The sequence below is a fragment of the Aeromicrobium senzhongii genome (genome assembly GCF_014334735.1).
GTDB classification, from domain to species: domain Bacteria; phylum Actinomycetota; class Actinomycetes; order Propionibacteriales; family Nocardioidaceae; genus Aeromicrobium; species Aeromicrobium senzhongii.
In genome coordinates this window covers 1,609,847-1,627,744 of sequence record NZ_CP060587.1, presented here as the reverse complement: position 1 = coordinate 1,627,744, position 17,898 = coordinate 1,609,847, and the positions used below count along the sequence as shown (strand labels likewise).

The following is a 17,898-nucleotide window of genomic DNA, read 5'->3' as shown; positions in this document are numbered from 1 at the left end:
ACCCGCCAGTAGGTTGTACGCATGAGTGGTGGCTGGCGCATCGCGCGCATCGCGGGCGCGGACATCCGCGTGCGTCCCTCGTTGCTGGTGATGGGCGTCATCCTGGTGATCGTCTTCGCGCCGCAATTCGACTCCCTGGGGGCCGGGCCGAACCCGTACCTGACCTCCATCGTGTTCGTCCTCAGCCTCTACGTGTCGGTGTTCCTCCACGAGCTCGCGCACCTCGGTGTCGCCCGGTGGTTCGGCATGCGGGTGCCGATGGTCGAGCTGCACCTGCTCGGCGGTGAGACCCACATCGAGGGCGACTCGCGGAACCCCTGGCAGGAGCTGGCGACATCGGTCGTCGGTCCGATCGCCTCGTTCGTCGTGGGCATCGCGGCGCTCTGGGGTGCCCAGGCCACGGAGGGCGCGACGCGCTCGGTGCTGTGGTCGGTGGGCTTCATCAACGTGCTCATCGCGATCTTCAACATGCTCCCGGGCCTGCCCCTGGACGGCGGACGCGTGCTGCGCGCCCTCATCTGGGCCGTCACGGGGAGCGAGTCCAAGGGCGTGCGCGTCGCCGGATGGATCGGCCGCCTGGCCGCCCTCGGACTCGTGGGGATCGCGATCTCGATGATGTTCGGCGAGGACGCGTTCGCGATCGGTCGAGCCCTGTTGCTGCTCGCCGTCGCCCTCTTCCTGTGGCAGGGCGCGTCGTACGCGCTGCAGCAGGGGGTGGCATTGGCCCGGATCGGCTCCTTGTCCGCCTCCTCGCTCATGCGCGAGGATGCGCCGCCGGCCGGTGCCGTCCCGATCTCGGTCGAGCTCTCGGGCCGTGATCTGCTGCTGGCGATGGCCGAGAATCCCTCGGATGCCTATGCGCTCGTCGACGACGGCGGGTTCGTGGTGGGCACCCTCTTCGCGTCCACCGTGGACCGCGCCTATCGTGAGGCTGGATGAATCTTCAACGCACGGGCCCGTTCGTCGAGGGCGAGTGGATCCGCCTGTCCGACCCCAAGGGCCGTAAGCACAACATCCAACTCGTCGCGGGCAAGGAGTTCAGCACCAAGAAGGGGCAGATCCGCCACGACGACATCATCGGACGCCCCGAGGGGATCGTCGTCGAGACCTCGCTGGAGTTCCCTTACCAGGTGTTCCGGCCCCTTTTGTTCGAGTACGTCGTCTCGATGCCCCGCGGCGCCGCGATCATCTACCCGAAGGACGCCGCCCAGATCCTGGTGCAGGCCGACATCTTCCCCGGCGCCCGCGTCATCGAGGCCGGCGCCGGATCGGGCAGCCTGACCACCTACCTGCTGCGGGCGATCGGCCCCGAGGGTCACCTGGAGTCCCACGAGCTGCGCGAGGACTTCGCCGAGACGGCCCGCAAGAACGTCGAGCTGGCCCTCGGTGGGGCGCCCGACACCTGGTCCCTCACCGTCGGCGACCTGCGTGACGCCGCGGACGGGCCCGAGGTCGATCGCATCATCCTCGACATGGTCGATCCCTGGACCTGCATCCCGCTGGCCCTGAACCGGCTCGTGCCCGGGGGCATCGTCTGTGGCTACGTCGCCACGACCACCCAGCTGTCGCGCTTCGTCGAGACGCTGCGCGAGTCGGCCGGCTTCACCGAGCCGCACGCGTTCGAGACCCTCGTGCGCGACTGGCACCTCGAGGGACTGGCCGTTCGCCCCAACCACAAGATGAACGGGCACACCGCGTTCCTCGTCACCGCACGTCGCCTGGCCCCCGGTCAGCGGCCGATGCCCAAGACGCGTCGCCCCGCGCCGGGCGCCTACGGACCGGACTACGTGGGCCCGCGCCCCGCGGACGTCTGAGGCTCAGCCCAACTCGGTCACGAGCGACTGGACCTCGATCACGGGCACCGTGACCGAGTCGGTGGACTCCATCGTCAGGAACTGCTCGTTCCCGGGCGGCACCGTGAAGGGCGAGCCGTCCAGCTCGAAGCGGATGTCGTAGGTGATCCGCATCGAGGCGGTGTGGGTTCCGGCGCGGCCGAACGTCATCGAGCACGCGTCCGAGCGGCTGGTCACCACCGGGCAGGTCACCGACTGGCCCGCGGCGGTGACGACCATCGCCCGGGGTTCGGCGATCGCCACGAGGCCCAGGGCCTCGGACCCGACGACGGGCGTGGCGGACGCCCCCTGGGCCCAGAACCACGTCTCGAGGTTGACCAGCGTGCGGTTCGGCGGGTTGAACACCGGCGTCACGTCCGGCAGGACGATGCGGCCATAGGCGGCGACGAGGCGGTCGCGCACCGAGACCGTCTCGAACTCGGAGTCCCAGTACCAGTTCTCGTACTCGGTGTCGTCCGGTCCGATGCAGCCCACGTGGATGATGTGGTCGGCGTCGTCGGGCTTGTCCGAGATGGTGCCGCCGCGTTCGCGGATCGCCTCGACGTCCTGGTAGGCCGCCGGGTCGTTCATGAAGCACGCACGGTCGCCGATGCAGAACTCGTTGTAGATCGACCCGCGGAAGGTGCAGGCGGGAGCGGTGTCGCCCCCACCTCCCGAGCCGCCGCCGGAGTCGCCGGGGGAGCCGGCCGACCACTCGACGCAGCCGTAGACCATGGAACCGTCGGGCTGCTGGACCATGCCCTCCCTGAGGCACTCACGCTCGGCCGACGCCGGCGCGATCATGAGGAACGAGCCCACCAGCGCGAGCGCGAGGGCCGTCCCGAATCGCCGTGCCGCCGTCCTCACTCCGTGCAGTCCTTCGCGGGGAGGCGCTGCTGGTCGATCGCCTCGGCCACGACCCAGCGATCGCCCTCGCGCACGACCTTCATGCCGCGCGGGCCCCAGCCGGCCTTCGGGTACTGGACGTCCTTGCCCTTCGGCTTGAAGCCCCAGCCGTCCTCGTTCTCGCACACGAGCAGCGTCGCGCTGTCGCCGCTGAGGTCCACGACCTCGGCGTCCTTGACCTCGGACCGGCCCACGCGCACGAGTCCCGACTCGGCGTACCCGCGCGCGAGCGCCCGCTCCTTCTCGATGCGGTCCTGGGAGAGCGTCGCGACGTAGGCGTCAGCGGGGACCTTGCCGGAGTTCTCGATGGCACGCTTCTCGGTCAGGAACGCGGTGTACGCGTCGATCACGGCGACCTCGTCCGCGTCGGCGGTGGCCGAGGCGCTGGGGCTCGCGGGCTTGCCCGGACCCTCGTCGGCCTCGCTCCCGCACCCGGCCAGCGCCAGGCCCAGGGTCAGGGCACACGTCACGGTCAGCAGGCTCCCTCGACTCATGGCGACATGCTAGACGCACCGCGCCCCGCAAGAGGGTGCGCGTCCGGCGGGCGACACGATCGCAGCGCGGCCATCTCACGATGGGGTGTTACGGGCGTCCCCGGCGGGTAGGGTCGTGGACATCACCCTCCAGGAGGTGCACATGAACGGCAATGAGCACACCGATCGGTTCATCGAGGCCCGCCTTGCGGACGTCGAGTCCCGGCTCGCCAACACGGCCGCGCAGAACGAGCGGCTCACCTCCACGCTGCGAGAGGCGCGCGACCAGATCGTCGCCCTCAAGGAGGAGGTGGACCGGCTCGCCCAGCCGCCCACCGGGTTCGGTACGTTCCTGAAGCGCAACGACGACGACTCCGTCGACGTGATGACCGGCGGCCGCAAGCTGCGCGTCAACGTCAGCCCTGCGGTCGACAAGGACTCGCTGCGCAAGGGCCAGGAGGTCATCCTCAACGAGGCCATGAACGTCGTCGCGGCGCTCGAGTTCGAGCAGATCGGCGAGGTCGTCATGCTCAAGGAGCTGATGGCCGACGGCGACCGTGCGCTCGTCCTGGGCAACGCCGACGAGGAGAAGGTCGTGCGTCTCGCCGACACCCTCGCGGACGAGCGGCTCCGCGCCGGCGACTCGCTGCTGCTGGACAGCCGCGCGGGCTACGTCTACGAGCGCATCCCCAAGTCCGAGGTCGAGGAGCTGGTCCTCGAAGAGGTGCCGGACATCGACTACACGAGCATCGGCGGCCTGGGCAACCAGGTCGAGATCATCAAGGACGCCGTCGAGCTGCCGTACCTGTACCCCGAGATCTTCATCGAGCACGAGCTGAAGCCGCCGAAGGGCATCTTGCTCTACGGGCCTCCCGGCTGCGGCAAGACGATGATCGCCAAGGCCGTCGCCGCGAGCCTGGCCAAGAAGGTCAGCGAGCGGACGGGGGAGGAGGGACGCTCCTACTTCCTCAACATCAAGGGCCCCGAGTTGCTCAACAAGTACGTCGGCGAGACCGAGCGGCACATCCGCCTGGTGTTCCAGCGGGCTCGGGAGAAGGCCAACGAGGGCACACCGGTCATCGTGTTCTTCGACGAGATGGACTCCTTGTTCCGCACCCGCGGGTCCGGCGTCTCCTCCGACGTCGAGAACACGATCGTCCCGCAGTTGCTCAGTGAGATCGACGGCGTCGAGGGTCTCGAGAACGTGCTGGTCATCGGCGCCTCGAACCGTGAGGACATGATCGATCCGGCCATCCTGCGACCCGGGCGCCTCGACGTGAAGATCAAGATCGAGCGCCCCGACGCCGAGGCCGCCCGCGACATCTTCAGCAAGTACCTGACCACGACGCTGCCGCTGCACGAGGACGATCTGCGCGAGTGGGGCGGCGACCGCCAGGCCTGCGTCCACGCCATGATCCAGCGCACCGTCGAGCGGATGTACACCGAGAGCGAGGAGAACCAGTTCCTCGAGGTCACCTACGCCGGCGGTGACAAGGAGATCTTGTACTTCAAGGACTTCAACTCCGGCGCGATGATCCAGAACATCGTCGACCGCGCGAAGAAGATGGCGATCAAGGACCTGCTCGACCACGGCAGCAAGGGGCTGCGGGTCCAGCACATGCTGCAGGCGTGCGTCGATGAGTTCAAGGAGAACGAGGACCTGCCCAACACGACCAATCCGGACGACTGGGCACGGATCTCGGGCAAGAAGGGCGAACGGATCGTCTTCATCCGCACCCTCATCACGGGCAAGGGTGGCAACGAGCCGGGTCGTTCGATCGACACCGTCGCGAACACGGGACAGTACCTCTGACACTCGAATTGCGTGTGGTCCGCTACGACCACCCGGATGCGGTGAAGCTCACCGAGCTGGTCCAGGCCGAGTACGTCCGGCGCTACTCCAGCGAGGTGGGCGACGCCTCGCCCATGGACCCGTCCGAGTTCGATCACCCCAACGGGATCTTCTTCATCGGCTACGTCGACGAGGTGCCGGTGGCGATGGGCGGCTGGCGGCGCGGTGGACCCCACGGCGAGACCGACGGCGAGATCAAGCGGATGTTCGTCCTGGACTCCCATCGTGGTCAGGGCCTGTCGCGTCAGGTCCTCGACGAGCTCGAGCGCAGCGCCGCCCGCCAGGGTGTCTCGCGGTTGGTCCTCGAGACCGGCACCGAGCAGCCCGAGGCGATCGCGCTGTACCGGTCGGCGGGCTACGTGGACGTCGATCCCTTCGGCTACTACGCCGGCTACGACGACTCCGTCCATCTCGGGAAGTTCCTCTGAGTCCGGGCCTCGGCGTCGCGTCGCGTCGGACGGTGCCGCAGGTCACACGACGTAGGGTGAAGATGTGAGCGTCCGACGTGTGCAGGGGTCCGAGGTCGAGTACGGGATCGCCGTCCAGGGCCAGCCCCAGGCGAACCCGATGGTCGCTGCGACCCACGTGGTCAACGCCTACGCGGCCGCCAACGGGCTGACCCGCCGGGCACGGTGGGACTACGAGGAGGAGAGCCCGCTGCGCGACGCGCGCGGATTCGACCTCGGCCGCGATGTCGCCGACCCGTCGCAGCTGACCGACGAGGACATGGGCCTGGCCAACATCATCTTGACCAACGGCGCCCGGCTGTACGTCGATCACGCCCACCCGGAGTACTCGAGTCCCGAGGTCACGAACCCGCTCGACGTCGTCCGGTGGGAGAAGGCCGGAGAGCTGGTCATGGCCCGTGGCGCCCGGTTGGCGGCGCGGGTTCCCGGCGTCGCGCCGATCATGCTCTACAAGAACAACATCGACAACAAGGGCGCGGCCTACGGCTCCCACGAGAACTACCTGATGCGTCGGGACGTGCCGTTCCTGTCGATCGTGCAGCAGCTGACCCCGTTCTTCGTCAGCCGCAACATCATCACCGGCGCGGGCCGGGTGGGCCAGCGCCAGGACGGCAGCGTCCACGCGTTCCAGATCAGCCAGCGGTCGGACTACTTCGAGGTCGAGGTCGGCCTCGAGACCACGCTCAAGCGCCCGATCATCAACACGCGCGACGAGCCGCACGCCGATCCCAAGAAGTACCGCCGCCTGCACGTCATCATCGGCGACGCGAACCTGTCCGAGACGTCGATCTACCTCAAGCACGGCACGACCTCACTGGTCCTGGCGATGATCGAGGCCGATGCGCTGCCGGCGCCGCTCGAGCTGGCCGACCCCGTCCGTGCGCTGCACCGGATCTCCTGCGATCCGACGCTGCGGACCGCGGTCAAGCTGGCCGACGGCCGCACGATCACCGCGCTGGAGCTGCAGGGGCACTACCTCGAGCACGCGAAGAAGTTCGTCGAGTCCGAGGGCAGCGACGGGCAGACCGACGACGTCCTCGAGCGGTGGGAGTCGGCGCTGACCCGGCTGGCCGACGATCCGATGAACCTCGTCCGCGAGCTCGACTGGGTGGCCAAATTGGCGCTGCTGGAGCAGTACCGCGAGCGTGACGGGCTGGACTGGGACAACGCCAAGCTCCACCTCATCGACGTGCAGTACCACGACGTGCGGCCCGAGCGAGGGCTCTACCACCGGCTCGTGGCCGGGGGACGCATGGACCGACTCCTCGACGACGAGACGATCGCCGAGGCCGTCACCGAGCCGCCCCACGACACGCGGGCCTATTTCCGGGGCCGGTGCCTGCAGCGGTTCGCCGGCGACATCGCCGCCGCCTCCTGGGACTCGGTCATCTTCGACCTGCCGGGATACGACTCGCTGCAGCGGGTCCCGACCATGGAGCCGCTCAAGGGCACGGCCGAGCATGTCGACGGTTTGTTCGGCCAAATCCATTCGGCCACAGACCTCTTCCGGGCCATCACGGGTCGCTAGGGTGTGATCATGGCCGAGCAACAGCACCGGAGCACGCGCAAGAGCGACGTCGACGACGAGCAGGTCGAGGCGCCCGAGGTCGACACCGAGCGCAAGGAGAAGCTCGACGACGACGTCGACTCCATCCTCGACGAGATCGACGACGTCCTCGAGGAGAACGCGGAGGAGTTCGTCCGCAGCTTCGTCCAGAAGGGCGGCCAGTGATGCTCGATGGAGGCTTCCGCGCCGTCGGATCCTCCTCGTTCACCGAGTTCCTCGCCACCCAGGCACCCGATCTGCTGCCGAACGCCTCCGCAGGGTCCGTGTCCGGTCTCGACGTCACGCACGGGACGACCATCGTCGCCGCGACGTTCGACGGCGGAGTCGTCATGGGCGGCGACCGCCGCGCCACGATGGGCAACGTCATCGCCCAGCGCGACATCCAGAAGGTCTTCCCGACCGACGAGTTCAGCTGCGTCGGCATCGCCGGCACGGCCGGCATCGCCGTCGAGATGACCCGCCTGTTCCAGGTCGAGCTCGAGCACTACGAGAAGATCGAGGGCATCACGCTCTCGACCGACGGCAAGGCCAACCGGTTGGCGACGCTCATCCGCGGCAACCTCGGCATGGCCATGCAGGGCCTGGCGGTCGTGCCGCTCTTCGCGGCCTACGACCTCGAGCAGCAGTGCGGCCGCATCTTCGCCTTCGACGTCACGGGCAACAAGAACGAGGAGCGCACCTTCCACTCGGTCGGCTCCGGCTCCACGTTCGCCCGCGGCTCGCTGAAGAAGCTGTACCGCGCCGGCATGAGCGAGTCCGACGCCGTCACGGCCGTCATCCAGGCGCTCTACGACGCTGCCGACGACGACACCGCCACGGGCGGCCCCGACCTGACGCGTCGGATCTTCCCCCTGATCTCGGTCATCACGCGCGACGGGTATCGGGCCTGGGACGAGTCCAGGACCGCCGCCGTCGCCGACGCCGTGATCGGCGGCCGCATGCAGTCGCCCGACGGCCCGTCCGCCCCGCTGACCTAGGAGCGCCCCCATGACCACCCCCTTCTACGTCTCGCCCGAGCAGCTGATGAAGGACCGGGCGGACTTCGCCCGCAAGGGCATCGCCCGGGGCCGCTCCGTCGCGGTCGTCCGCTACGCCGACGGCATCGTCTTCGTTGCCGAGAACCCCTCGCGTGCGCTGCACAAGATCAGCGAGATCTACGACCGCATCGGCTTCGCCGCGGTCGGTCGGTACAACGAGTTCGAGAACCTGCGCATCGCCGGCGTGCGCCTGGCCGACATGCGCGGATACTCCTACGACCGCAGCGACGTCACCGGACGCGGCCTGGCCAACGCCTACGCCCAGACCCTCGGCACGATCTTCTCCAGCGGCGGCGAGAAGCCCTACGAGGTCGAGATCTTCGTCGCCGAGGTCGGGACGACGCCCGAGACCGACCAGATCTACCGCCTCACGTACGACGGCTCCGTCGCGGACATCCCGAGCTACGGCGTCATGGGCGGCCAGAGCGACAAGGTCGAGGAGTACCTGAGCACCCACTACACGCCGGAGCTGCCGCTGGCGGATGCGCTGCGGCTCGCCCTGACCGCGTTGGGCAACGACACCGAGCCGGCCCGCACGATCGCTCCGGGCGACCTCGAGGTGGCGGTCCTGGACCGCACCCGCAGCCAGCCGCGGAAGTTCAAGCGACTGACTGAGGCACGGGTCGCCGAGCTGCTCGGCTGACCGCGCGGGCGCGGGCGTCCCGCCCGTGACCTGCGTCACGTGCGCCTGGCGCTCACGGGTCTAGGCTGGCGACATGGACCGGCGGATCTTCGGAATCGAGAACGAGTACGGCGTGACCTGCTCGTTCCGTGGGCAGCGCCGTCTGTCGCCGGACGAGGTGGCGCGCTACCTGTTCCGGCGCGTCGTGTCGTGGGGACGCAGCAGCAACGTCTTCCTGCGCAACGGTGCGCGGCTGTATCTGGACGTGGGCAGCCACCCCGAGTACGCGACCCCCGAGTGCGACGACATCGTCGACCTGGTCACGCACGACCGGGCGGGGGAGCGGATCCTCGAAGGGCTCATGCTCGACGCCCAGGACCGGCTCGCCGAGGACGGCGTCGAGGGCGACATCTACCTGTTCAAGAACAACACCGACTCCGCCGGCAACTCCTACGGCTGCCACGAGAACTACCTCGTGGGCCGCAGCGGCGAGTTCAGCAAGCTCGCCGATGTCCTGATCCCGTTCCTGGTGTCCCGCCAGATCATCGTCGGCGCCGGCAAGGTGCAGCAGACGCCCCGCGGCACGGTGTTCAGCGTCAGCCAGCGCGCCGAGCACATCTGGGAGGGGGTCTCCAGCGCCACGACGCGGTCGCGGCCCATCATCAACACGCGCGACGAGCCGCATGCCGACGCCGAGCGCTTCCGCCGCCTGCACGTCATCGTCGGCGACTCGAACATGAGCGAGACGACCACGATGCTGAAGGTCGCCACGACCGATCTCGTGCTCAAGATGATCGAGGCGGGCGTCGCGATGCGCGACCTGACCCTGGAGAACCCGATCCGGGCCATCCGCGAGATCTCGCACGACATGACCGGCCGCCGCAAGGTCCAGCTGGCCAACGGGCGCGAGCTGTCCGCGCTGGAGATCCAGGCCGAGTACTTCGCGAAGGCGGCCGAGTACATCGACCGCAACGGGCTCCGCACACCGACGATCGACCGGACGATGGACCTGTGGGAGCGCACGCTCAAGGCGGTCGAGAGCGAGGACCTGAGCCTGGTCGAGCGCGAGATCGACTGGGTCATCAAGTACCGGATGCTCGATCGCTACCGGACGCAACGCGGGCTGTCGTGGTCCGATCCGCGGATCGCCCAGCTCGATCTGGCCTACCACGACATCCGCCGCGACCGGGGCCTGTTCTACCTCCTCGAGAGCAAGGGCGCGGTCGCTCGGGTCACGAACGACCTGGACGTGTTCGCCGCCAAGTCGGTCCCGCCGCAGACGACGCGGGCCCGCTTGCGGGGCGACTTCATCGCGCGGGCGCAGGAACGACGCCGCGACTTCACGGTCGACTGGGTGCACCTGAAGCTCAACGACCAGGCCCAACGCACGGTGCTGTGCAAGGACCCGTTCAGGTCACAGGACGACCGCGTGCAGCGCCTCATCGACTCGATGTGACCTCTCAGTTCTTCCTTGGAATCGGCCGTTACTGTGGGCACGGCATCGATCCTCAGGAGGAACCTCATCGTGCGTCGTACCGCTCTCGTGGTTGCCATGACCACCGCATCCATCGTCCTCACCGGCTGCGGCGGCGGCAATGACCTCGAGGGGATCGAGGTGAGCAAGTCCGGCACGCCGAAGGTGAAGGTCGAGAAGGACTACACGACCGACAAGACCGAGTCGAAGGTCGTCTCCAAGGGCGGCGGCGAGGAAATCTCGGCCGGTGACACGATCAAGATCAACTACGTCGCCGTGAACGGCCGTACCGGCAAGGAGTTCGACAACTCCTTCAAGAACGAGACGCCGATGACGCTGACGCTCAACGAGAAGACGGCGCTGCCGGGCTTCTACAAGGGCCTCGTCGGCCAGGACGTCGGTTCGCGCGTGCTGGTGTCGGTTCCCTCCGAGGACGGCGCGTCCCTGTTGCAGAGCGTCGAGTCCCTCGGCCTCGAGAAGGACGACACGATGGTCTTCCTCTTCGACCTGGTCGCCAAGATCCCGCCGAAGGCCGAGGGCAAGGCCGTCAAGGCGCCGGCCTCGGTGCCGAAGCTGACGTACGGCAAGGACCAGCAGCCGGTCAAGTTCGCCACGACGAAGAAGACCGCGACCAAGCTCACGAAGTCCGCGTCGCACGTCCTGATCAAGGGCGCCGGCGACCCGATCGAGAAGGGCGCCACGCTGAGCGTCCAGTACGTCGGCCAGAAGTACCCCGCCGGTGACGTCTTCGACGAGTCCTGGTCCACGGGGCCGCGCCAGATCTCGATCGCCGAGGGCTCGGCCGTTCCCTGCCTCACCGACCTCGTGCCCGGGCACACCGTCGGCAGCCGGATCGTCGTGACCTGCACCACCGACGACGCCTACGGCAAGGACGCCAAGAAGAACGGTCAGCCCGAGGGCCCGCTGATCTTCGTCCTGGACCTGCTCGACGCCAGCTAGTCTGTCGCTCATGGCGCAGCGGAAGACCGAGCGGTTGATGAACCTCGTCTTCACCCTCCTGGCGACGAACCAGTACCTGACGAAGGACCAGATCAGGTCGTCCATCGCGGAGTACCGCGAGGACACGGACGTGGCGTTCGAGCGAAAGTTCGAGCGTGACAAGCAGGAGCTGCGCGACCTCGGCCTCGAGATCGAGACCGGCACCTACGACGCGCTCGGCGGTGTGCCGGGGTACCGCCTCCTGCGTGCCGACGTCGAGCTGCCGCAGATCGACCTGACGGTCGAGGAGGCCGCCGTGATCGGTCTGGCGGGTCAGCTGTGGGATCACGCCGGCATGGCCGCCGAGACCACGACCGCCCTGGCCAAGCTCAAGGCCATCGGCAACGACTTCGACCCGTCGGTGCTGCGCATGACCGAGGCACGGCTGAGCGCCGAGGAGCCGTCCTTCGACGCGGTCTTCGACGCCACCGGCCGCCGTATGCCGATCGCCTTCGAGTACCGCCGCCCCGACGGCGAGACCACGGTGCGGCACCTGGAGCCGTGGGGCATGACCTCGTTCCGCGAGCGTTGGTACGTCGGCGGCTTCGACCGCGACCGCCGGCGCCCGCGCCTGTTCCGGCTGTCGCGCATCGTCGGAGACGTCAAGCCCGACGGTGAGCCGGGGGAGTACGAGGTTCCCGCGGACGCCGACCTGAAGAAGGTCGCCCGCGCCCTCCACCCGCCCGAGCCGACCGCGTCCGCCGTCCTGCGGGTGACCGCAGGCCGGGGCCAGTCGCTGCGGCGCTACGCGGTGCGGATCGACCCGGTCGACGGCACGACCGACGAGGTCGAGATCGCCTACGCCGCGCTGGACGACCTCGCGGCCGAGGTGGCCTCGTACGGCCCCGACGTGGTCGTCGTGTCGCCGCCGGAGCTGCGGGACGCCGTCATCGACCGACTTCGTTCGATCGCGGAGGCCCACGCGTGAACCCGTCCCTGAAGCAGGTCGTCCGCATGTTGGCGATGGTCCCGTACCTGCAGAGCAACCAGGGGATCCCGCTGGCCGACCTGGCGCGCGAGTTCAACATCAAGCCGGCGCAGGCGCAGCGTGAGCTCGAGATCATGATGCTCACCGGCTGGGGCGAGTTCCACGGCGAGCTCATCGACTTCGACGTCACCGCCCTGCAGGACGAGGGCGTCGTCTACATCCGCGACGCCGAGTTCATGTCCCGGCCCCTGCGCGTCTCGCGCAGCGAGGCCGCGGCGCTCATGGTCGCGTTGCGCACCCTGCGTCAGTCGGCGGCCGGCGACCAGGCTGCCCTCATCGACTCGGCGTTGGCCAAGCTCGCCGAGGCCGCAGGCACCGATGTCGCCACGTCCGTCGACGTGCTGCTGCCCGAGGTCGACCCGGACGTGCAGACCGCCGTCGCCGAGGCCCTGGCCGGCCAGCGCCAGCTGCAGATGGTCTACGCCAACGAGACGCGCGACGAGCAGACCGAGCGCACCGTCGACCCGCACCGCGCGTTCACCCAGGACGGCCATCGCTACCTGTCCGCCTGGTGCCACAAGGTCGAGGCCGACCGACTCTTCCGGGTCGACCGGATCGTCGCCGCCACGGTGCTCGACGCGCCGGTCACGACCGAGGCCGGTCACCGCACGCGCCTGGAGGATCTCTTCCCCCAGGGCCCGGACACGCCGTCGATCGTGGTCGAGATCGAGCCCAGCGCCGTCTGGGTGCTCGAGCAGTACCGCATGGACGTCTTGCAGGAGCGTCCCGACGGCTCCGTCCGCGCGCGACTGTTCGGCAGCGACCCCTCGTGGCTGCTTCGCGTCGTGATGCGCGCGGGTGGCGGCGTGCACGTCGTGGAGCCGGCCGGCTTCGCCGCGGAGGTACGGGATGCCGCCCGCTCAGCGCTGGCCGCGTACGATGGAACAAGTTCCGTCTAAGGAGTTCCCCATGCCCAACCTCGGCCCCACCGAGATCCTCATCATCCTGGGGATCGTCCTGCTGCTGTTCGGCGGCCGCAAGCTGCCCGAGCTCGCCCGCGGCTCCGGCCGTGCGCTGCGCATCTTCAAGTCCGAGATCCGCGAGAGCGAGCACGAGGAGAAGAAGGCCGATCCCACCGCTCGGGCCATCGATCCCGCCGCTGTCGAGCGCCGCGACGACCAGACTCCCTGACCGGGGTGGTCATCGGATTCGGGGCGGCGCGCCGCCGTCCGGGACCCGGCGGCGAGATGCCGCTGCTCGATCACCTCGCGGAGCTGCGCTCGCGGCTGGTGAAGGCGCTCGCCGCGATCGCCCTCGGCGTGGGCGTGGCGTGGTACTTCTACCCGGAGATCCTCGAGTGGCTGACCGCTCCCTATGAGCAGGTGCGCCCCGCGCTCGAGGCCAAGGACATCGACACCGAGCTGGTCGTCAGCGGGATCGGCGGGGCGTTCCAGTTCCAGCTCAAGACCAGCGTCCTCGCGGGCCTGGTGCTCTCGAGCCCGGTCTGGATGTGGCAGCTGTGGGCGTTCGTCCTGCCGGCCCTGCACCGGAACGAGAAGCGCGCCGCGCTCCTGCTCACGGCGACCTGCCTGCCGTTGTTCCTCGGCGGCGCCTGGGTCGGCTACTGGACGTTCCCCAAGGCGATCGAGCTGCTGGTCGGCTTCGCCCCCGAGGGGTGGACGAACCTGCTCAACGGCGCCGACTACCTGAGCTTCGCGACGCGGATGATCATCCTGTTCGGAGTCGGCGCGCAGATCCCCGTCGTGGTGGTGATCCTGAACCGCATCGGCGCGGTGAGCGGTGCCCAGTTGATCCGGGCCCGACCGTGGATCATCGTCGGCATCTTCGTCTTCGCTGCGGTCGCGACGCCCACCGTCGACCCCGTGACGTTCCTGTTCCTGGCGATCCCGATGAGCGTCCTGTACTTCGTCTCCGAGATCATCGCGCGGGTCACCGACCGACGGCGCGGACGGGCCACGCAGGCGTGGGGCGACGAGGAGGCCTCGCCGCTGGAGGCGCCTGAAGGCCTCGGTGACTGATCCTCCGTAGGCTGGAGGCATGTCCACCCCGGCCGAGCAGTACGCCCGATTCCGCAAGGACCGCCAGCACCCCCACGTCGCGGCCTTCCGAGACCTCTACCCCTTCGGCCTCGACGAGTTCCAGGTCCGGGCGTGCGAGGCGCTCGAGGACGGGCACGGCGTCCTCGTCGCGGCCCCCACGGGCTCGGGCAAGACCCTGGTCGGCGAGTTCGCCGTGCACCTGTCCCTGGCCACCGGGCGCAAGTGCTTCTACACCACGCCGATCAAGGCGCTGTCGAACCAGAAGTTCAGTGACTTCGCCGATCGGTACGGCGCCGAGAACGTCGGCCTGCTGACCGGCGACAACACCATCAACGGTGAGGCCCCGATCGTCGTCATGACGACCGAGGTGCTGCGCAACATGATCTACGCGGGCTCCTCGACGCTGAAGAACCTGGGGCATGTCGTGATGGACGAGGTGCACTACCTCGCCGACCGCTTCCGCGGCGCGGTGTGGGAGGAGGTCATCATCGGCCTGCCTCCCTCGGTGTCGATCGTCTCGCTCTCGGCGACCGTCTCGAACGTCGAGGAGTTCGGCGCCTGGCTGCACGAGGTGCGCGGCGAGACCGACACGATCGTCGAGGAGAAGCGGCCCGTTCCGCTGCACCAGCACGTCCTGGTCGGCCGCAAGATGTTCGACCTGTTCGAGCCGAACAGCACCGAGGTCAACCACACCCTCGAGCAGATGGCCCGCGACGACGCGCAGTGGAACCGGGCGTTCGCCAAGAACCGCTCGCGCCGCCCCCAGAAGGGCGGCCGACGGCCGCGCAGTCGCCACCGCACGCCGGACCGCATCGACATCGTCCTCAAGCTCGAGTCCGAGGGCATGCTGCCGGCGATCGTCTTCATCTTCAGCCGCGCGGGCTGCGCCACCGCCGTTGAGCAGTGTCTGGCGGCCCGCCTGATCCTCACCTCGCAGGAGGAGCGCGAGGCCATCCACGCCCACGTCGACGCCGCCTGCGCCCACCTGCCCGAGGAGGACCTGGCGGTTCTCGGCTTCCACGAGTTCCGTGAGGGGATCGGACGCGGCATCGCGGCGCACCACGCCGGCATGCTGCCGACCTTCAAGGAGTGCGTCGAGGACCTCTTCAGCGCCGGCCTGGTCAAGGTCGTCTTCGCCACCGAGACCCTGGCCCTGGGCATCAACATGCCCGCCCGCTCCGTCGTGATCGACCGGTTGACGAAGTGGAACGGCGAGAACCACGTGGACGTCACGCCGGGGGAGTACACCCAGCTGACCGGCCGCGCCGGCCGCCGCGGGATCGATGTCGAGGGCCATGGCGTCGTGCTGTGGCAACCGGGGCTGGACGCGCGGCACGTGGCCGGCCTGGCATCGACGCGCACGTATCCGCTCAACTCGTCCTTCCGGCCCTCCTACAACATGGCGGTCAACCTGGTGCACCAGGTGGGTCGCGAGCGCGCCCGCGAGCTGCTGGAGATGTCCTTCGCACAGTTCCAGGCCGACCGCGCCGTGGTCGGGCTGGCCCGCAAGGTCCGCAAGGCGGACGAGGCGATCGAGGGGTACCGCGAGTCCGCGACCTGCGAGCAGGGCGACTTCATGGAGTACATGAGCCTGCGTCGCCAGCTCAGCGACATCGAGTCGGCGGGCTCGAAGTCGCGCCGTGCCGCCAAGCGCGAGGAGGCGCTCGAGTCCCTGGGCCGGCTGAAGCGTGGCGACGTCATCAACGTCCCGGCGGGCAAGTTCTCGGGACTGGCGATCGTGCTCGATCCCGACGCCGGCAACCGCGACGGGCCCCGCCCGATGGTCCTGACGGCGAACCGGCACGCGCGACGGCTCGCCGCCGTCGACTTCCCGAGCCCGGTCGAGCCGTTGACGCAGATGCGCATCCCCAAGACCTTCAACCCGCGGGACCCGCAGTCGCGGCGCGACCTCGCGTCGGCGCTGCGTGACCGCGCCGGACACCTGGCGGACCACCCGCGGGCGTACCGGGACGGTCCGACGGTCGAGGACCCGAGGATCGCCGAGCTGCGGCGCCAGATGCGCGACCACCCGTGCCACAGCTGTCCCGACCGCGAGTCGCACGCCCGCTGGGCCGAGCGCATGATCGCGCTGGACCGCGAGACCGAGAGCATGCGCCGCCGGGTCGAACAGCGCACCAACAGCGTCGCGCGTCAGTTCGACCGGGTGTGCGTCGTGCTGGACGCGCTCGGTTACCTCGAGGGCGACGACGTCACCGAGGAGGGTCGCCGCCTGCAGCGCATCTACGGCGAGTCGGACCTCATCGTCAGCGAGTCGCTGCGTATCGACGTCTGGGAAGGGCTGTCGCCCCCGGAGTTCGCCGCGGTCGCCAGCGGCCTGACCTACACCGCGCGCAACTCCGATGATGCGCCGCCGCCCCGCTTCCCGACGAAGGCCGTCGCCCAGGCGGCGGAGTCCCTCGGGATGCTCTGGCTGGAGCTGGACCAGTTGGAGCGCGAGCACCGGCTGAAGTTCCTGCGCCGGCCGGACTTCGGCTTCGCGTACGCGGTCTGGATGTGGTGCGAGGGCACGAGCCTGGACCTGGTGCTGGGCACCGCCGAAATGGCGGCCGGGGACTTCGTGCGGGCGATGAAGCAGCTGATCGACACCGTGGCCCAGATCGCCGACGCGGCCGGACCCGGTCCGGTGCGCGACTCGGCGCGTGCGGCCCTGGACGAGCTGCGGACCGGTGTGGTCGCCTACTCCAGCGTCACGTCCTGACGGACTCCAGCAGCCGCTCGACGGGGCCCGCGACGTTCCACTGCTCGCCGAAGGCGCGCAGGCCGTCGACGTCGATCGCGCCGGCCACGGGATCGGCGAGGTCCAGATCGGGTCGTACCGTGACGACCTTGACCGCCGCATCGATGTAGTCCGCTGAGTCCAGCAGCGACTGGCGGATCCGCGGGCGCAGCGAGGACTCGGGGTCCGCAGCCGCCGCGCGGATCCCGGCCAGGTCGCCGAACTCGCCCAGCAGCGTTGCGGCGGTCTTGTCCCCGATCCCCGCGACGCCCGGCAGACCGTCGGACGCGTCGCCGCGCATGACCGCGAAGTCGACGTACTGGCTCGGCTCGATGCCGTACTTGTCGCGGACCCATGCCGCATCGACGACGTCGTGCTTGCTGACGCCCCGGGCGGTGTAGAGGATGCGGACGTCGCGCGCGTCGTCGACCAGTTGGAACAGGTCGCGGTCGCCCGTGACGACGTCGACGCCGGTGTCCCACCGCCGCACGAGGGTGCCGATCACGTCGTCGGCCTCGGCATCGGGCGCACCGACGACCGTGGCCCCGGCCAGGGCGAGGACCTCGGCGATGAGGGGCACCTGGTGCGTCAACAGGTCCGGCGTCTCCTCGATGCCGGCCTCGGCGTCGGCCACCCGGTGCGTCTTGTACGTGTCGAGGAGCTCGACGCGCCACGCCGGACGCCAGTCGTCGTCCCACGCGGCCACGACCACCTCGGGCTCGTAGCGCGACTGCAACGTCGCCAGGAAGTCGACGATGCCGCGCACCGCGTTGACCGGGCGGCCGTCGGCGGCCTTGATCGAGTCCGGCACGCCGTAGAACGCGCGGAAGTAGAGGCTGGCCGTGTCGAGCAGGAGCAGTCGCGAGGACATGGCGCCATGATGGCACGCCCGGACATGCGTCGTCCCCGCCACCGCGAGCGGTGACGGGGACGAGCGCGGGTGA

At 69.2% G+C, this 17,898-nt stretch carries 18 protein-coding genes; 15 read left to right on the top strand and 3 right to left on the bottom strand.

From position 1 onward, the window contains the following. Positions 1-21: 21 nt before the first annotated feature. A complete protein-coding gene (locus H9L21_RS08175; protein WP_154594938.1) occupies positions 22-939 on the top strand; it encodes a M50 family metallopeptidase in 918 nt (305 codons plus the stop codon). Next, on the top strand, positions 936-1,814 hold the full coding sequence (locus tag H9L21_RS08170) for a tRNA (adenine-N1)-methyltransferase (RefSeq protein WP_154594939.1): 879 nt from the start codon (positions 936-938) through the stop codon (positions 1,812-1,814). The genes H9L21_RS08175 and H9L21_RS08170 overlap by 4 nt, the downstream gene beginning before the upstream one ends. A gap of 3 nt (positions 1,815-1,817) precedes the next feature. Here H9L21_RS08170 and H9L21_RS08165 read toward each other — a convergent pair whose 3' ends face one another. Continuing rightward, positions 1,818-2,699, bottom strand: coding sequence for a hypothetical protein (locus H9L21_RS08165; protein ID WP_154594940.1), 882 nt, complete (start codon positions 2,697-2,699; stop codon positions 1,818-1,820). Continuing rightward, positions 2,696-3,232: a hypothetical protein gene (locus H9L21_RS08160; protein WP_154594941.1), complete on the bottom strand. Its 537-nt coding sequence runs from the start codon at positions 3,230-3,232 to the stop codon at positions 2,696-2,698. The genes H9L21_RS08165 and H9L21_RS08160 overlap by 4 nt, the downstream gene beginning before the upstream one ends. Before the next feature lie 142 nt (positions 3,233-3,374). Between H9L21_RS08160 and arc the strand changes: the two genes are divergently transcribed. The 13 genes from arc to H9L21_RS08095 all read left to right on the top strand — a co-directional run bounded on the left by arc (position 3,375) and on the right by H9L21_RS08095 (position 16,936). Then, positions 3,375-5,024, top strand: coding sequence for a proteasome ATPase (gene arc / locus H9L21_RS08155; RefSeq protein ID WP_154596161.1), 1,650 nt, complete (start codon positions 3,375-3,377; stop codon positions 5,022-5,024). Positions 5,025-5,065: 41 nt separating this feature from the next. Beyond that, positions 5,066-5,491, top strand: a complete 426-nt coding sequence (locus tag H9L21_RS08150; RefSeq protein ID WP_187411363.1) for a GNAT family N-acetyltransferase — start codon at positions 5,066-5,068, stop codon at positions 5,489-5,491. Between the two features lie 64 nt (positions 5,492-5,555). Beyond that, complete coding sequence (gene dop, locus H9L21_RS08145) at positions 5,556-7,058, top strand: depupylase/deamidase Dop (protein WP_187411362.1); 1,503 nt, start codon at positions 5,556-5,558, stop codon at positions 7,056-7,058. A gap of 9 nt (positions 7,059-7,067) precedes the next feature. Then, positions 7,068-7,262, top strand: coding sequence for a ubiquitin-like protein Pup (locus H9L21_RS08140; RefSeq protein ID WP_154594943.1), 195 nt, complete (start codon positions 7,068-7,070; stop codon positions 7,260-7,262). Next, on the top strand, positions 7,262-8,074 hold the full coding sequence (gene prcB / locus H9L21_RS08135) for a proteasome subunit beta (protein ID WP_154596162.1): 813 nt from the start codon (positions 7,262-7,264) through the stop codon (positions 8,072-8,074). The genes H9L21_RS08140 and prcB overlap by 1 nt, the downstream gene beginning before the upstream one ends. Positions 8,075-8,084: 10 nt before the next feature. Further along, positions 8,085-8,777, top strand: a complete 693-nt coding sequence (prcA, locus tag H9L21_RS08130; protein WP_154594944.1) for a proteasome subunit alpha — start codon at positions 8,085-8,087, stop codon at positions 8,775-8,777. A 73-nt stretch (positions 8,778-8,850) separates the two neighbouring features. Continuing rightward, a complete protein-coding gene (gene pafA / locus H9L21_RS08125) occupies positions 8,851-10,212 on the top strand; it encodes a Pup--protein ligase (protein ID WP_154594945.1) in 1,362 nt (453 codons plus the stop codon). Positions 10,213-10,308: 96 nt separating this feature from the next. Further along, positions 10,309-11,190 (top strand): FKBP-type peptidyl-prolyl cis-trans isomerase, encoded by an 882-nt coding sequence (locus H9L21_RS08120; RefSeq protein ID WP_154594946.1) that lies wholly within the window; start codon positions 10,309-10,311, stop codon positions 11,188-11,190. A gap of 10 nt (positions 11,191-11,200) precedes the next feature. Continuing rightward, on the top strand, positions 11,201-12,157 hold the full coding sequence (locus H9L21_RS08115; protein WP_154594947.1) for a helix-turn-helix transcriptional regulator: 957 nt from the start codon (positions 11,201-11,203) through the stop codon (positions 12,155-12,157). Further along, positions 12,154-13,116, top strand: coding sequence for a helix-turn-helix transcriptional regulator (locus H9L21_RS08110; protein WP_154594948.1), 963 nt, complete (start codon positions 12,154-12,156; stop codon positions 13,114-13,116). The genes H9L21_RS08115 and H9L21_RS08110 overlap by 4 nt, the downstream gene beginning before the upstream one ends. Before the next feature lie 10 nt (positions 13,117-13,126). Beyond that, on the top strand, positions 13,127-13,348 hold the full coding sequence (gene tatA, locus H9L21_RS08105) for a twin-arginine translocase TatA/TatE family subunit (protein WP_154594949.1): 222 nt from the start codon (positions 13,127-13,129) through the stop codon (positions 13,346-13,348). 5 nt (positions 13,349-13,353) lie between these two features. Next, a complete protein-coding gene (gene tatC, locus H9L21_RS08100; protein WP_255467010.1) occupies positions 13,354-14,196 on the top strand; it encodes a twin-arginine translocase subunit TatC in 843 nt (280 codons plus the stop codon). Between the two features lie 19 nt (positions 14,197-14,215). After that, positions 14,216-16,936, top strand: a complete 2,721-nt coding sequence (locus H9L21_RS08095; protein WP_154594950.1) for a DEAD/DEAH box helicase — start codon at positions 14,216-14,218, stop codon at positions 16,934-16,936. Here H9L21_RS08095 and H9L21_RS08090 read toward each other — a convergent pair. Beyond that, entirely contained in the window at positions 16,926-17,825 is a 900-nt protein-coding gene (locus H9L21_RS08090) for a 5'-3' exonuclease (protein WP_154594951.1), read from the bottom strand. The two genes, H9L21_RS08095 and H9L21_RS08090, sit on opposite strands and share 11 nt — an antisense overlap. Positions 17,826-17,898 lie beyond the last annotated feature (73 nt).

Coding starts and splice junctions, on each gene's coding strand:
- H9L21_RS08140 (WP_154594943.1), top strand. CDS start 7,068: ATGGCCGAGCAACAGCACCGGAGCACGCGCAAGAGCGACGTCGACGAC.
- H9L21_RS08090 (WP_154594951.1), bottom strand. CDS start 17,825: ATGTCCTCGCGACTGCTCCTGCTCGACACGGCCAGCCTCTACTTCCGC.
- H9L21_RS08120 (WP_154594946.1), top strand. CDS start 10,309: ATGACCACCGCATCCATCGTCCTCACCGGCTGCGGCGGCGGCAATGAC.
- H9L21_RS08160 (WP_154594941.1), bottom strand. CDS start 3,232: ATGAGTCGAGGGAGCCTGCTGACCGTGACGTGTGCCCTGACCCTGGGC.
- H9L21_RS08095 (WP_154594950.1), top strand. CDS start 14,216: ATGTCCACCCCGGCCGAGCAGTACGCCCGATTCCGCAAGGACCGCCAG.
- prcA (WP_154594944.1), top strand. CDS start 8,085: ATGACCACCCCCTTCTACGTCTCGCCCGAGCAGCTGATGAAGGACCGG.
- H9L21_RS08170 (WP_154594939.1), top strand. CDS start 936: ATGAATCTTCAACGCACGGGCCCGTTCGTCGAGGGCGAGTGGATCCGC.
- tatA (WP_154594949.1), top strand. CDS start 13,127: ATGCCCAACCTCGGCCCCACCGAGATCCTCATCATCCTGGGGATCGTC.
- arc (WP_154596161.1), top strand. CDS start 3,375: ATGAACGGCAATGAGCACACCGATCGGTTCATCGAGGCCCGCCTTGCG.
- H9L21_RS08175 (WP_154594938.1), top strand. CDS start 22: ATGAGTGGTGGCTGGCGCATCGCGCGCATCGCGGGCGCGGACATCCGC.
- H9L21_RS08115 (WP_154594947.1), top strand. CDS start 11,201: ATGGCGCAGCGGAAGACCGAGCGGTTGATGAACCTCGTCTTCACCCTC.
- prcB (WP_154596162.1), top strand. CDS start 7,262: ATGCTCGATGGAGGCTTCCGCGCCGTCGGATCCTCCTCGTTCACCGAG.
- pafA (WP_154594945.1), top strand. CDS start 8,851: ATGGACCGGCGGATCTTCGGAATCGAGAACGAGTACGGCGTGACCTGC.